This window comes from Pseudarthrobacter sp. KH_020_B, assembly GCF_057840185.1.
The window spans coordinates 514,165-527,827 of record NZ_CM174506.1 but is presented as its reverse complement, the minus strand read 5'-3'; the positions used below and the strand labels follow the sequence as shown (position 1 = coordinate 527,827).

General features: G+C 65.7%; 13 protein-coding genes. 7 read left to right on the top strand and 6 right to left on the bottom strand.

The features are described 5' to 3' along the window. Positions 1-20 precede the first annotated feature (20 nt). Positions 21-1,058, bottom strand: a complete 1,038-nt coding sequence (locus AC3IT0_RS02570; protein ID WP_489322258.1) for a universal stress protein — start codon at positions 1,056-1,058, stop codon at positions 21-23. A 430-nt stretch (positions 1,059-1,488) separates the two neighbouring features. Here AC3IT0_RS02570 and AC3IT0_RS02565 point away from each other — a divergent pair, with 430 nt between their 5' ends. Continuing rightward, positions 1,489-2,109: an FAD-binding protein gene (locus AC3IT0_RS02565; protein WP_489323889.1), complete on the top strand. Its 621-nt coding sequence runs from the start codon at positions 1,489-1,491 to the stop codon at positions 2,107-2,109. Here AC3IT0_RS02565 and AC3IT0_RS02560 read toward each other — a convergent pair. Beyond that, positions 2,106-2,753, bottom strand: a complete 648-nt coding sequence (locus AC3IT0_RS02560; protein ID WP_489322257.1) for a copper resistance CopC family protein — start codon at positions 2,751-2,753, stop codon at positions 2,106-2,108. The genes AC3IT0_RS02565 and AC3IT0_RS02560 overlap by 4 nt on opposite strands. 59 nt (positions 2,754-2,812) lie before the next feature. Continuing rightward, entirely contained in the window at positions 2,813-5,215 is a 2,403-nt protein-coding gene (locus tag AC3IT0_RS02555) for an ATP-binding cassette domain-containing protein (protein WP_489322256.1), read from the bottom strand. Between the two features lie 121 nt (positions 5,216-5,336). Between AC3IT0_RS02555 and AC3IT0_RS02550 the strand changes: the two genes are divergently transcribed. Then, complete coding sequence (locus AC3IT0_RS02550; protein WP_489322255.1) at positions 5,337-6,782, top strand: NCS2 family permease; 1,446 nt, start codon at positions 5,337-5,339, stop codon at positions 6,780-6,782. A gap of 17 nt (positions 6,783-6,799) precedes the next feature. On the opposite strand, the gene AC3IT0_RS02545 is transcribed toward AC3IT0_RS02550, so the two are convergent. Together AC3IT0_RS02545 and AC3IT0_RS02540 are read right to left on the bottom strand one after the other, a co-directional pair. After that, on the bottom strand, positions 6,800-7,465 hold the full coding sequence (locus tag AC3IT0_RS02545) for a response regulator (protein WP_489322254.1): 666 nt from the start codon (positions 7,463-7,465) through the stop codon (positions 6,800-6,802). Next, positions 7,462-9,054 (bottom strand): sensor histidine kinase, encoded by a 1,593-nt coding sequence (locus AC3IT0_RS02540; RefSeq protein WP_489323888.1) that lies wholly within the window; start codon positions 9,052-9,054, stop codon positions 7,462-7,464. The genes AC3IT0_RS02545 and AC3IT0_RS02540 overlap by 4 nt, the downstream gene beginning before the upstream one ends. 249 nt (positions 9,055-9,303) lie before the next feature. On the opposite strand from AC3IT0_RS02540, the gene AC3IT0_RS02535 reads away from it, so the two are divergent. From AC3IT0_RS02535 to AC3IT0_RS02515, 5 genes are all read left to right on the top strand, one after another. Continuing rightward, positions 9,304-10,314, top strand: a complete 1,011-nt coding sequence (locus tag AC3IT0_RS02535) for a Bug family tripartite tricarboxylate transporter substrate binding protein (RefSeq protein ID WP_489322253.1) — start codon at positions 9,304-9,306, stop codon at positions 10,312-10,314. Next, positions 10,311-10,823 carry a tripartite tricarboxylate transporter TctB family protein gene (locus AC3IT0_RS02530; RefSeq protein ID WP_489322252.1) on the top strand — a complete coding sequence of 171 codons (513 nt, stop codon included), beginning with the start codon at positions 10,311-10,313 and terminating at the stop codon, positions 10,821-10,823. Before AC3IT0_RS02535 ends, AC3IT0_RS02530 begins: the two co-directional genes overlap by 4 nt. Next, the gene (locus AC3IT0_RS02525; protein WP_489322251.1) at positions 10,823-12,415 is read left to right on the top strand and encodes a tripartite tricarboxylate transporter permease; all 1,593 of its coding nucleotides are present in this window, start codon (positions 10,823-10,825) and stop codon (positions 12,413-12,415) included. The genes AC3IT0_RS02530 and AC3IT0_RS02525 overlap by 1 nt, the downstream gene beginning before the upstream one ends. Further along, positions 12,412-12,813 (top strand): universal stress protein, encoded by a 402-nt coding sequence (locus AC3IT0_RS02520; protein WP_489322250.1) that lies wholly within the window; start codon positions 12,412-12,414, stop codon positions 12,811-12,813. The genes AC3IT0_RS02525 and AC3IT0_RS02520 overlap by 4 nt, the downstream gene beginning before the upstream one ends. A 182-nt stretch (positions 12,814-12,995) precedes the next feature. Continuing rightward, the gene (locus tag AC3IT0_RS02515) at positions 12,996-13,253 is read left to right on the top strand and encodes a hypothetical protein (protein WP_489322249.1); all 258 of its coding nucleotides are present in this window, start codon (positions 12,996-12,998) and stop codon (positions 13,251-13,253) included. A 108-nt stretch (positions 13,254-13,361) separates the two neighbouring features. On the opposite strand, the gene AC3IT0_RS02510 is transcribed toward AC3IT0_RS02515, so the two are convergent. After that, the gene (locus tag AC3IT0_RS02510) at positions 13,362-13,598 is read right to left on the bottom strand and encodes a hypothetical protein (RefSeq protein WP_489322248.1); all 237 of its coding nucleotides are present in this window, start codon (positions 13,596-13,598) and stop codon (positions 13,362-13,364) included. Positions 13,599-13,663 lie beyond the last annotated feature (65 nt).

The window sequence follows — 13,663 nt, the reverse complement described above, 5'->3', positions numbered from 1 at the left end:
CTCCTGCTGCGAGGTGGGGGTTAGGCTGCGCCGGGGAGCGGTCCGAACTGCGCCCGGTCCGCGAGCCGCGGATCGTCGCGGTCCGGAACCACCAGGACCGGACTCTTGGCGTGGTGGAGCACGCCGCCGGACGTGGAGCCCAGGAGCATACCGGTGAACCCGCCACGGCCACGGGTGCCCACGACTATGAGTTCCACGTGCCGGCTGGCCTCTACCAGGACGTCCACTGCCGAGCCGTCCAGCAGCTCCGACTCCACGGAGAGCGTCGGGTAGTGGCTCTTGAGCCAGGCCATCCCGGCGTCAAGTTGGATCCGGATGTCATCGAAGAGGGCTTTTCGGTCCATGGGGGCCGGAACCCATGCCAAGGATCCGCTGAACTGCGGCACGGCACAGATCACGCGCAGGGTTGCCCCGAGCCGTTGAGCCTGGTCGGCAGCCTCCAGCACGGCGATCCGTGCCTGTTCGGACCCGTCCACGCCCACCACGACAACGTTTTCAACCTGTTTGTGGCCCGGTTTGGCCTGCTCGGCCCTGATGCGCTTGTCTTCGGTGGTTTCGCCCAGCCGGTCCGAACACACCAGCGGGACCGTGACCGTGGGGCACTTAGCGTGGGCCGGCAGGGCGCTGCTCACCGAGCCCAGGAGGCGTCCCACAAATCCGCCGCGGCCGCGGGTGCCGAACACCAGCAGATCGGCTGTCTCGGACATTTCCAGGAGCACGCCCGAGGCGTCCCCGTTCTCCACGGAACCGTCAACCTCAATGTTGTAGCCGGAGACCTTGTCCAGCGCCTGCTTGACGATCGCTTCAGCGCCCTCGCGGATCACGGAATCATCCACGGTGGCGTACCCGCCGTCCAGACCGGAGGCGGCAAAGATCGGCACAGAATACGCGGTGACAATATGCAACGGCCGACGGCGGCGCTCGGCTTCCCGGGCTGCCCACACCAAGGCGCACTGGCCGTGGTCGGAACCATCCACGCCCACAACAATCCCCACCGGAGCAGCCGAATTACCGGCCCTGTCCCTGTCCGGATCCGGATGCATCTCATGTGCGCCCATGGGGCCGCCTCCTCGCGATACTGCCTTATGTTGCGGCTATTCTGCCAGATGCGGCGCGCTCCGCCCGCACCGGCGGCGACGTGGGCCCCGACGGGTTGGAGAACCCTGCTTCCGCTTCTCACTATTCTCGGTCCGCGGACACTTAGCAAGCGGCCGGCTGCCGGTTAATGGCCGCTAGATTACGGGTTATCCACAGCCCATGGCAAACGGAATGGCAACCGTATTCAACGTTAAGAAGAATGTTTGTGTTTGGGCTATCCACGGCCCTGAATGTTATGTAGTCTTCGAGGCACTGCCGGTCCGCCGACGCCCAATTCAGGTGCGTCCCGGGCCGGTGCTGCGGCCGGACTTTGGGGGTAACGGAACGCATGCGGGGCGACGCTGCCTGCATCCGAAAAGCCTTTGAAGGAGGAAAACTGTAGTGTCAAGCATGCCTGTGAATGGCGGGACCGAACGGACCACCACAGTGATCATCGGCACGGGGCTCTCAGGCCTGGCTGTTGGCGCAGAACTGCGCCGTCGCGGCGTGGACGCCATCGTGGTGGACGGGCTCGACATCCTCGGCGCCGGACAACCGGCCAACACTGCTTCACTGCAGCGCTGCGACGCAGCAGACTCCGATTCCCTCCGCGAGCGCAACGAGATCCTCCGCCACCTGCGCAACTACGCCGCCAGCCACCATATGGATGTCCGCAACACCACCCGGGCGGTTCAGCTGACCATGGTGGGCGGTGGACCAGGCGGAACTTCCACGGGAACAGCCGCCGGCTCCCCGTCCGGCCAGTGGGAAGTCCATACGCCCAACGGAATCCTGCTGGCAGACAACATTGTCCTGACCCGGTGCGCGCACAGCCAGCTGCGGCGCATGCTCAGCGACTTCGGCATCACGGTGGGCCGCAACCTGGTGGCTGCCATGCGGAAGATCGGCATCTACCTCGTGGGAGTGGGCGAACTCATCACGCCCTCACCCAAGGAAGTCCTGCGTCAGGCGAAGACCGTGGGCCTGGCCATTTCGGCCACGGTCCACCCGGAGAGCGCCGCCACAGTCTAGGGCTGTTCGGTTTCGTCGTCGTCGCTGCCTGCGGTGAGGCGGCGCTTCGCCAGGACTCCGATGGCCACCAGCAGCCCTACGGCCACTGCGGCAAAGATCACCAGGCTCCAGGGGAACGGTTCGGACGCGTTTTCAGCCGGGGCCGGGGTTGCCACGGTTCCCGGCTGTGCGGTTCCCATTGTGGGAACAGCGGCCGACGGCGATGCTCCCGCCGGTGCTGTGGCCGCCGGCGAGGTTCCCGAGGGCGCCGCTCCCGCCGCAGCCGCGGTCGCCGTAAAGCCGAACGTCCCCTCGATCGGGTGGGAATCCGAGCTGACCACCCGCCAGGCCACCGTGTAGGCACCCGCCGGAGCGCCGGGCTTGAGCTTCTGGGTAGCAGTGCTGTCCACGATCTCAACAGCCCCGTCCGCCCATTCAGCTCCGGCGGAATCCTTGACGGAAAACTGCGCGCCGATGCCCAACGGGTTCTTGTTGAACGTGACGGAGACCTGCTCCGGCGCTGTGGCCACCGTGGCGCCCTGCGCGGGGCTGCTGGACTCGGCGGCATCGTGTGCCGACGCCGGGGCTGAAATCCCCAGCAGCGCGGCGGCGAGAACGAAGGTCCCGAGCACAACGCTCAGCAACTGGCGGCGGATGGATCGCATGGGTGTACTGCTCCCTTGGGTTGACTGGTGCTTTCCTTTCAGCCTAGCCGCCCTGCCTGTCAGCCCTGCCTGTCAGCCACGTAGGCCGCGAGGTGCTTGCCCGTGAGCGTGGACTTGGCGGCCACAAGCTCGGCGGGCGTCCCCTCGAAAACGACCTTGCCGCCGTCGTGCCCTGCACCGGGACCGAGGTCGATGATCCAGTCGGCGTGCGCCATGACCGCCTGGTGGTGCTCGATGACGATCACCGATTTGCCGGACTCAACCAGGCGGTCAAGGAGGCCCAGCAGGTTCGCGACGTCGGCGAGGTGGAGGCCTGTGGTCGGTTCGTCGAGGACGTAGATGTCACCCTTCTCCGCCATCTGCGTGGCCAGCTTGACGCGCTGTCGCTCTCCGCCGGACAGCGTGGTCAGCGGCTGGCCGAGGGTCAGGTACCCGAGTCCGACGTCGACGAGTCGGTCCAGGATCTTGTGCGCGGCCGGCGTGCGGGCCTCCCCATCGCTGAAGAACTCCCCAGCCTCCGTCATGGACATGGCCAGCACCTCGGAGATGTTGCGGCCGCCCAGCCTGTATTCCAGCACCGACGCCTGGAACCGGCGGCCCTCGCAGTCCTCGCACGTGGACTCGACGGTGGCCATCACGCCCAGCTCGGTGAAGATGACACCCGCGCCGTTGCAGGTGGGGCAGGCGCCTTCGGAGTTGGAGCTGAACAGCGCGGGCTTCACGCCGTTGGCCTTGGCAAACGCCTTCCGGATCGGCTCAAGCAGGCCGGTGTACGTTGCGGGGTTGCTGCGGCGCGAGCCCTTGATGGCGCCCTGGTCGATCACCACCACGCCGTCGCGGCCGGCCACGGAACCGTGGATCAGTGAGCTCTTGCCCGAACCCGCAACACCGGTGACCACGCACAGCATCCCAAGCGGAACGTCGACGTCGACGCCCTGGAGGTTGTGCGTGGACGCCCCGCGAACCTCAAGCGCGCCGGACGGCTTACGCACTGATCCCTTGACCGCGGCCCGGTCATCGAGGTGGCGGCCGGTGATGGTATCGCTGGCCCGCAGCCCCTCCACGCTGCCCTCGAAGCAGACACTGCCGCCCTGGGTGCCGGCGCCCGGACCGAGGTCAACGATGTGGTCGGCGATGGCGATGGTCTCGGGCTTGTGCTCGACGACGAGCACGGTGTTGCCCTTGTCGCGCAGCTGCAGCAGCAGCTGGTTCATCCGCTCGATGTCGTGCGGGTGCAGGCCGATGGTGGGCTCGTCAAAGACATAGGTGATGTCCGTGAGGGACGAGCCGAGGTGCCTGATCATCTTGGTGCGCTGTGCCTCGCCGCCAGAGAGGGTGCCGGCCGGGCGGTCCAGCGAGAGGTAACCCAGCCCGATCTCGGCGAACGAGTCGAGGAGGTGCCGAAGGCCCTTGAGGAGCGGCGCCACCGACGGCTCGTCGAGCTCGCGGACCCACTCGGCCAGGTCGCTGATCTGCATCTCGCAGAGATCGGCGATGTTCTTGCCCTGGATCTTCGAGGACCTGGCCTCGGGGCTGAGCCGCGTGCCCGCACACTCGGGGCAAGCCTGGAACGTGATGGCACTCTCCACGAAGCGCCGCACGTGTGGCTGCATCGCCTCGACGTCCTTGGACAGCATGGACTTCTGGATCTTGGGGATGATGCCCTCGAACGTGAGGTTGATGCCCTCAACCTTGATCTTGGTGGGCTCGGAGTACAGCATCGTCTCGAGCTGCTTCTTCGTGAACATGGAAATCGGCTTGTCCATCGGGAGGCCCATGCCCTCGAACAGCCGGCCGTACCAGCCGTCCATGCTGTACCCGGGGACGGTCAGTGCACCGTCGCTGAGCGACTTGCTGTCTTCGTAGAGCGCAGTGAGGTCGAAGTCGGAGACCGAGCCCATGCCCTCGCAGCGTGCACACATGCCGCCGAGGTAGACAACGTTCTGCACGACGGCCTTCTCGACCCGGCCGCCGGCCTTCTCGGTGCTCATCACACCGCTGGCCTTCCGCGTCGGGACGTTGAAGGAAAACGCCGTGGGCGGCCCGACGTACGGTGTGCCGAGCCGGCTGAAAAGGATCCGGAGCATGGCGTTGGCGTCCGTGGCAGTACCCACCGTGGAGCGGGGGTTCGCGCCCATCCGTTCCTGGTCAACGATGATCGCCGTGGTCAGGCCCTCAAGGTGGTCCACGTCGGGCCGGGCCAGATTGGGCATAAACCCCTGCACAAAGGCGCTGTAGGTCTCGTTGATCATGCGCTGGGACTCGGCGGCGATCGTCGCGAACACCAGTGAGCTCTTGCCCGAGCCGGACACCCCGGTGAACACCGTCAGGCGCCGTTTGGGGATCTCGATGCTGATGTCCTTGAGGTTGTTCTCCCGGGCGCCCTGCACACTGATCAGATCGTGGGTGTCGGCGACGTGCGATGCGGGGAGCTGCTGGACTGTCGATGTGTCAGTAGTCAAAGTGTCTCCAACGTTTGCTCAGGCATTGTGAGGTTCCTGACAGACATTCTAGGCGCGTATTTTAGGCGCAGTCCCCGCCCTCTAGGATCAAGTAACCCCAACAACACATCCCGGAGGACTAATGCTTAAGCAGGGCTCTGCCTTGGACCGGTACTTCATGATCTCCGAACGGGGGTCCAACCTCTCCCGCGAGATCCGCGGCGGCTTTGCCACGTTCTTCGCCATGAGCTACATCGTGGTGCTTAACCCCCTGATCCTCTCCGGCCCGGATTCCAGCGGCAACACACTCGGCTTCACCGCAGTGGCTGCTGTGACGGCTTTTGTGGCCGGCATCCTCACTATCCTGATGGGCGCCTGGGGCAGGCACCCCTTCGCGCTGGCCGCGGGCCTGGGCGTGAACGCGTTTGTGGCCGTCACGGTCGCCACGAACCCGGGCCTGACGTGGCCGGACATGATGGGCCTGGTGGTCCTGTCCGGCGTGACCATGATGATCCTGGTCCTGACGGGCTTCCGGACCGCCGTCTTCAGGGCCGTCCCGGACGGGCTCAAGACCGCCATCGTGGTGGGCATCGGCCTGTTCATCGCCCTGATCGGGCTGGTCAACGCCGGCTTCGTCCGCCGGATCCCCGATATTGCCGGGACCACCGTTCCCGTGGGCCTGGGCTATGACGGCAAGCTGCTGGGCTGGCCCACTGCCGTCTTTGTGTTCGGCCTGATCCTCACCATCGCCCTGGTGGTCCGCAAGGTCAAGGGCGCCATCCTGATCGGCATCGTCACGTCCACCATCATTTCCGTGATCCTGGAAATGACGCTCCACATCGGTCCCAGCGTCGCTCCGGACAAGCCGTTCAACCCGCAGGGCTGGTCCCTGGTGGCGCCGTCCTTTACGGAGTGGAGCGCCCCGGACCTGTCGCTGATCGGCAAGGCCAACCCCTTCGGCGCTTTTGAATACCTGGGCTTCGTGGCCGCCACGCTGCTGGCCTTTGTGATCCTGCTCAGCATCTTCTTCGACGCCATGGGCACCATGGTGGGCCTGGCCAACGAGGCCGGCACGGTGGACAAGGACGGCAACATCCCGGACGTGGACCGCGTGCTCCAGGTGGACGCCCTCGGCGCCATCGTGGGTGGCGGCGCGTCCGTCTCCGCCAACCAGATCTACGTTGAAGCCGGTGCCGGGATCGGCGAGGGTGCGCGGACCGGCGTGGCGTCCATCGTCACCGGCCTGCTGTTCCTGGTGGCCATGTTCTTCACTCCGCTGATCAACCTCGTTCCGTTCGAGGCTGTTGGTCCTGCCCTGGTGGTGGTGGGCTTCATGATGGTCTCCCAGGTGGGCAAGATCGACTGGCAGGACTGGGGAATCGCCATCCCGGCCTTCCTGACCTTGACCCTGATGCCGTTCACTTATTCCATCGCCAACGGTCTCGGCGCAGGCTTCATCACCTATGTCCTGATCCGGACATTCCAGGGCCGGGCTAAAGACGTCCACCCGCTGATGTGGGCGGTGGCCGGCGCGTTCCTGCTGTTCTTCGCCGTCGGTCCGATCGAGGCCGCACTGGGCATGGCGTAGCGCCGGCTCCGGTGTAGCTAAGCCTTGAGCACGTAGCGCCGCTCGGGCCTGCCGACGCCGTACTTGAGCCGGACCTCCAGCACGCCTTCGTCGTTGAGGTACTCCAGGTACCGGCGCGCGCTGACCCGGGACGTGCCCAACTGGACGGCCACTTCGTTGGCGGACAGGTCGCCGTCGGCCTCCTTCAGGGCAGCTTCCACGAGCTTCAGCGTTTCGATGCTGCAGCCCTTGGGCAGCGGCCGATCGGTCCGGTCAAGCCCGAACACCCGGTTCACGTCCGACTGCTCCGCCACATCCTTGGCTGAGTCGAGGCCATGGTAGGCGCTGCGGTAGTGCTCCAGCCGTTCCTGCAGGTCAGTCTGCGAGAAGGGCTTGATGAGGTAGTGCACAATCCCGCCGCGGAGGGCCTTGCGCACCGTGTCCACCTCGCGGGCGGCGCTGATCACCAGGACGTCCAGTTCCGGGGCCACCTCGCGCAGTTTGTGCATAAGGTCCAGGCCGTTGATGTCCGGCAGGTGGATATCGAGCAGCACCAGGTCCGGCTGGAGCCGACCGGTTTCGATGACCGCCTGGGCGCCGGTGTGGGCCACCCCGACGACGGCGAACCCGGGAGTGCGCTGGATGAACCCTGCGTGGACCTTGGCCACCATAAAGTCGTCATCGACGATCAGGACTTTGATCATTGCTGCAGTCTCCGTGTTCGTTCCAGCGTGGTTCTTTCCAGCCGGGCGGTGAAGACCGCCCCGTTGTCGTTGGTCACCGTGAGGTCGCCGCCGCTTCGCCGGCAGACCACCCGGGAGAGCGCCAGGCCGAAGCCCCGGCTGCCGCCGGGACCCGGGTCCTTGGTGGTGAAACCCTGCCGGAAGATCTCCCCCGGATCCCCGGCGACGCCGGGGCCGGAATCGCGGACGGTGACCGTCACGCCGTCGGCTGTGTCCTCCACGAGCACCCTGACCACTGCCTCCGGAAGCCCGGTGACGGCGTCGAACGCGTTATCCACGAGGTTCCCGACGACGGTGGTCAGGTCCCTGGAAAGCTCATCGTCAACGCGCTCCAGCCCGGATTCCGGGTCAAGCTGCAGGGTGACCCCGCGTTCGGTGGCCAGGCTCGATTTGGCGATCAGGAGCGCGGCGAGCGCCGGGTCCTCGATGCGGCTGGTGACCTCGTCGTTGAGCCGGGTCCTGTCCAGCGTGGCACCGTTGACGAACTGGACCACGGAATCGTACTCCCCGATCTGGATGAGGCCGGAGATCACGTGCAGCTGGTTCGCGAATTCGTGGGCCTGGGCGCGGAGGGTGTCGGTGGCCGTCCGGGTGGCGCCGAGTTCCCGCTCAAGGGCGGACAGTTCCGTGCGGTCACGCAGCGTGGTGACGGAGCCGATGTCCCGGCCGCGCGAACGGATGGGCACCCGGTTCAGCACCACCAGCCGGTCGCCCACGAGCACCAGCTGGTCCGGCTCCGGCTGCTCGCGCGTGAGGACTTCCTTGAGCGCGGGCTCCACGGACAGGCCGGCGAGCCGCTTGCCCACACAGTCGGTGGGGAGGCCCAGCAGCGCGCGGGCGCTGTCGTTGGCCACGGTGATGCGCTCGTGCGGGTCCAGCGCCACCACGCCTTCCTTCAGGCCATGAAGCATGGCCTCGCGGTTTTCCACCAGGCCGGTGATTTCGCTCGGTTCCATGCCCAGGGTCTGCCGCTTGACCCGGCGGGAGAGCAGCAGCGAGCCGGCAACACCCAGCACACTGGCCACGCCGAGATACGTGAGGAGGTTGGGCACGGCATCGCCCAGCCGCTCCAACGTGGAGGGGTAGTTCCGGCTGATGGCCGCAATGCCGATCATTTTTCCGGTGTCGTCGAGGACCGGAACGTGCGCGGACAGTTCCTCCGTGCCGGATCCGTCCACAACGCCGGTCCACGCGCGGCCTTCCAGCACGCGGCTGGCGCCAAGTTCCAAGGGCTGGCCCAGCAGGCTGGGATTGGAGGAGGCAACCACTATGCGGTCGAGCTTGGCCAGCGCGACGTGCGAGGATCCGGAGACTGTCCGCACCGACTCGGCAACGGCGGGGAGGGCCGAGCCGCCACGGGGTCCGGCGTCCGGAAGGAGTGCCCGTACGGTGGGATTGGCACCCAGGGCTTCGGCAGCGGACAGTGCCCGGCGGCCCTCAACCCGTTCGAACGCCGCAGCGGACTGGGCCAGGGAGATGGCCACCACGGCCACCAGGACGGCGAAAACGATGAGCAACTGCAGAACCAGGTACTGCCCCGCAAGGGACATGCCTCTTCGTCGAGTCACTGTGGTTCTTTCCTCTGGTTGCGGGTTCTCTGGTTGTCGGACCTCTGGTGGTCAGGCTACCTGAACTATGCCTGCCGCAGAGCCAGGGTGGACCGCCGGAAACGTGAACGCAATGAACTTAACTTTCTCTGCGTACACAAGAGTGATGACCGTCACGTAGCGGCCTAGCATCGGATCATCAGTCAGTTTCTTGAGCATTCTTAGAGAACATTTTTAGAGAAGAGGAACACCATGCGCCAGATCCGCGCATTGCGTATTGCCGCCGTCGCCGCCGGCCTCGCCCTGATGGCCACCGGCTGCGGTGCCACCGGGAAGAGCTCCACTGACGGAGCCACTTCCGGCGCCCCCGCCGGCCCGCTGACCGGGCTCCAGATCATGGTCCCCAATACTGCGGGTGGCGGCTACGACACCACCGCCCGAGTGGCGGCCAAAGTCCTCGAAGACGAGAAAATCGCCACGAACCCCGAAGTCTTCAACCTCGCCGGCGCCGGTGGCACCGTGGGCCTCGCCCGTATCGTCAACGAAAAGGGCAACGGCGACCTCACCATGCTGATGGGCTTGGGCGTGGTGGGCGCGAGCTACACCAACAAGTCCGAGTCCAAGCTGACGGCCACCACTCCCCTGGCCCGGCTCATCGAAGAGCCCGGCGCCATCATGGTCAGCAAGGATTCGCCCTACAAGACCATCGACGAGCTGGTTACCGCCTGGAAGGCTGACCCGGGCTCCATCAGCGTTGGCGGCGGCTCCTCGCCCGGCGGCCCGGACCACCTCCTGCCCATGCAGCTGGCCGGCGCCCTGGGCATCGACGCCACCAAGGTGAACTTTGTGTCCTACGACGGCGGCGGGGACCTTCTCCCTGCCATCCTGGGCAACAAGGTGGGCTTCGCGGCCTCCGGTGCCGGTGAATACCTCAAGCAGATCGAATCCGGCGCGGTCCGTGTCCTGGCCACCAGCGGCGAGAAGCGGCTCGACGGCGTGGATGCTCCCACCCTGAAGGAATCAAACATCGATCTGGTCTTCACCAACTGGCGCGGCGTTGTGGCCCCTCCGGGCATCACCGACGCTGACAAGGCCAAGCTGATCGCGGCACTCGAAAAGATGCACGGGACAGCCGCGTGGAAGGAAGCCCTAAAGACCAACAGCTGGAGCGACGCCTTCATCACCGGCGCCGAGTTCGAAAGCTTCCTGACCGAGCAGGACAAGCGGGTGGCGGACGTCCTCACGAAGCTTGGCCTGGCGTGAGCTCCTCACCAACACTGGCCTCACGGCTCAAAGGCCGCTCCGAGCTGGGTGTTGCCCTCCTGCTCGGGGCGGCCGGGGCCTTGGTCATCGCGGACGCGGCCCGCATCGTCACCCCCTACTCCCAGTCTGATCCCGTAGGACCAAAAACCCTGCCGTTCATCGTGGGCGGCCTGCTGCTGGTCTGCGCTGTCATGCTGGCCGTCAACGTGCTCCGCGGCGGCCAGGGCGAAGCCGAAGGCGGCGAGGACGTGGACCTTTCCCACCCCGCCGATTGGAAGACCGTACTGCCGCTGGTGGGAGCCTTCGTCGCCAACATCCTGCTGATCGACTGGGCCGGCTGGGTCATCTCCGGAACCATCCTGTTCTGGGGCAGCGTCTGGGCACTGGGCGGCCGGAACTACATCCGTGACGGCCTCATTTCCGTGGCAATGTCCCTCCTGACCTTTTACGGTTTCTACCTTGGCCTTGGCATCGCCCTGCCCGCCGGTCTCCTGGAAGGGATTCTCTGATGGATGTCTTCTCCTCCCTGATGGACGGCTTTGCCACCGCCCTGACCCCCATGAATTTCCTCTATGCCGTGATCGGCGTCGTCCTGGGTACCGCGGTCGGCGTCCTCCCGGGCCTCGGCCCGGCCATGACCGTGGCACTGCTGCTTCCGGTCACGTACGCCCTGGAACCCACCAGTGCCTTCATCATGTTCGCCGGCATCTACTACGGCGGTATGTACGGCGGCTCCACCACCTCCATCCTGCTTAATACGCCGGGTGAATCGTCGTCGGTGGTCACGGCCATCGAAGGCAACAAGATGGCGAAAGCCGGCAGGGCCGCGCAGGCACTGGCGACGGCGGCCATCGGCTCGTTCGTGGCCGGCACCATCGGCACCGCCCTCCTGGCAGTCTGCGCTCCGATCGTGGTGGAGTTCGCCATCAGCCTGGGTGCCCCCAGCTACTTCGCCATCATGGTTCTGGCACTCCTGGCTGTCACCGCCGTCCTGGGTTCCTCGCGCCTGCGCGGCTTCGCGTCCCTGGGCCTTGGCCTCGCCATCGGACTGGTGGGCCTGGACGTGGTCACGGGCCAGGCCCGGCTCACGTTCGGCGTGCCGCTCCTGGCTGATGGCCTGGACATCGTAGTGGTTGCGGTGGCCATCTTCGCCGTGGGCGAGGCTCTGTGGGTTGCCGCACACCTGCGCCGCACACCCTTGCAGGTCATCCCCGTGGGACGTCCGTGGATGGGCAAACGGGACTGGAAGCGGTCCTGGAAACCCTGGCTCCGCGGCACTGCGTTCGGCTTCCCGTTCGGCGCCCTTCCGGCCGGCGGCGCCGAGATCCCCACGTTCCTCTCCTATGTCACCGAGAAGAAACTCAGCAAGCATCCGGAGGAGTTCGGCAAGGGCGCCATCGAGGGCGTGGCCGGTCCGGAAGCAGCCAACAACGCTGCCGCCGCCGGCACACTGACCCCCATGCTGGCCCTGGGCCTGCCCACCAACGCCACGGCCGCGGTGATGCTGGCAGCCTTCACGCAGTACGGCATCCAGCCGGGTCCGCAGCTGTTCGAAAGCCAGGGACCGCTGGTATGGGCCCTCATCGCGAGCCTCTTCATTGGCAACTTCCTGCTCCTGATCATCAACCTGCCCCTGGCACCGTTGTGGGCCAAGCTCCTGCAGATCCCGCGGCCCTACCTGTATGCCGGCATCCTGTTCTTCGCCACGCTGGGCGCCTACTCGGTGAACCTGCAGGCGTTCGACCTGGTGCTCCTGCTGGCGCTCGGCGCACTGGGCTTCATGATGCGGCGCTTCGGACTTCCCGTCCTGCCGCTCATCCTCGGTGTCATCCTCGGACCGCGCATCGAAAAGCAGCTCCGCCAGACGCTGCAGCTGAGCGCCGGCGACCCCGCCGGTCTCTTGAGCGAGCCGATCGCCGTCGGCATCTACATCATCATCGCCCTCATCCTGCTGTGGCCGCTCCTGTTCAAGCTGATCCGCCGGAACCGCCCGGCAGCAGTGAACGCAGAAGTGCCCGCAGCGGACCACGCAGCGCCGGACCATCCCGCACCGCGCCACGCTGAAAACGCAGATCACACAGACAACAAGGAGCGTTCATGACGATTGTGGTGGGATATGTCCCTACCCCGGAGGGCGAAGCGGCCCTGACCCAGGCCATCGCCGAGGCCAGGAAGAGCAACACCACCCTGCTGGTCATCAACTCCTCCAAGGGTGACGCCCTGGTGGACAACCGGTACGCCCAGGAGCCCGAAATGCAGGGCATCGAGGCGCGCCTGGCGGCCCACGGGATTGACCACGTGATCAAGCAGCCGGTCCGTGGACATGATGCGGCAGCGGAAGTTCTTGATGCCGCGGAGGAGCACAACGCCGAGCTCATCGTGATCGGCCTGCGCCGCCGCACCCCCGTGGGCAAACTGATCATGGGCAGCACATCGCAGCGGATCCTGCTCGAGGCTGACTGTCCCGTCCTGGCCGTTAAAGCGGGCATGGCAGGCTGATCAGGGCAGCACCTTCTATCCGAAGTTTGTTCGCGGGACCCCGCCTTAACGGTGCGGTTCAGCGAACAAGCTTCGGATTTTTGGCGTCTGGGCGCGCGAGATGGCAGTCATCTGACATCCCATGTGTCGTAGCGGGTACAGTGGGCCGAGCCCTTTTGCACGAGACACAGAAAGTTCGGCATATGACTACAGCTATTTTGGAACGCCCCGTGGCCGCCGTCGCGGCCGTCGAAGCCCCGACTTCTCTGTCCATCGACCTGCAGTTTTCCACGGCGCACGAGATGCACGAAGGCCTGGACAAGGCTGTGGCCACGCTGATCGAGCCGGCAAAAGACGCGGCCTGCGGCATCCTTGTTACACGACTTCGCCCGGGACGCTTCACCGTAGCCCTGGACGAGTCGGTCCCCTTCGGTGAAACGTACGAAAGCATTGCGGCCTGAGCTGATCCGGCCCTAGATCCGGGCTTCGATCCAGCCCGCGGTCCACGCAAGAGTCCCTGCCCTCCGGTAACGGAAGGCAGGGACTCTTTTGTATTTGGTCTTGCGTTCCTAGGTCCTGCGGACTTCTACACCGTCGGATTTAAGGAAAAGTTCCTTCTCTGACGGAGTGGCCGGCACGAGCCACAGCACGTTCCCGCTCTGCGATACTTCTTCCACTTCGCCCGCCGCAATCACGTGCGCGTGTTTGATGATTTCCACCCGGTCCCCAGCTTTGAGTGTTCCCCACTCCGAGATGGTGGCCGAATGGACATTGCGCCTCGACAGAACAGCCCCACGTGCTTTCATTTGAACTACTACCCCTTTGTATACGTCCTGCGCCACAGCCTCTTTGATGTGACTTTTACTACACC

Bases quoted from the DNA above. Each gene is read 5' to 3' on its own strand.
- AC3IT0_RS02570 (WP_489322258.1), bottom strand. From the start codon at position 1,058: ATGGGCGCACATGAGATGCATCCGGATCCGGACAGGGACAGGGCCGGT.
- AC3IT0_RS02565 (WP_489323889.1), top strand. From the start codon at position 1,489: ATGCCTGTGAATGGCGGGACCGAACGGACCACCACAGTGATCATCGGC.
- AC3IT0_RS02560 (WP_489322257.1), bottom strand. From the start codon at position 2,753: ATGCGATCCATCCGCCGCCAGTTGCTGAGCGTTGTGCTCGGGACCTTC.
- AC3IT0_RS02550 (WP_489322255.1), top strand. From the start codon at position 5,337: ATGCTTAAGCAGGGCTCTGCCTTGGACCGGTACTTCATGATCTCCGAA.
- AC3IT0_RS02545 (WP_489322254.1), bottom strand. From the start codon at position 7,465: ATGATCAAAGTCCTGATCGTCGATGACGACTTTATGGTGGCCAAGGTC.
- AC3IT0_RS02540 (WP_489323888.1), bottom strand. From the start codon at position 9,054: ATGTCCCTTGCGGGGCAGTACCTGGTTCTGCAGTTGCTCATCGTTTTC.
- AC3IT0_RS02535 (WP_489322253.1), top strand. From the start codon at position 9,304: ATGCGCCAGATCCGCGCATTGCGTATTGCCGCCGTCGCCGCCGGCCTC.
- AC3IT0_RS02525 (WP_489322251.1), top strand. From the start codon at position 10,823: ATGGATGTCTTCTCCTCCCTGATGGACGGCTTTGCCACCGCCCTGACC.
- AC3IT0_RS02520 (WP_489322250.1), top strand. From the start codon at position 12,412: ATGACGATTGTGGTGGGATATGTCCCTACCCCGGAGGGCGAAGCGGCC.
- AC3IT0_RS02515 (WP_489322249.1), top strand. From the start codon at position 12,996: ATGACTACAGCTATTTTGGAACGCCCCGTGGCCGCCGTCGCGGCCGTC.
- AC3IT0_RS02510 (WP_489322248.1), bottom strand. From the start codon at position 13,598: ATGAAAGCACGTGGGGCTGTTCTGTCGAGGCGCAATGTCCATTCGGCC.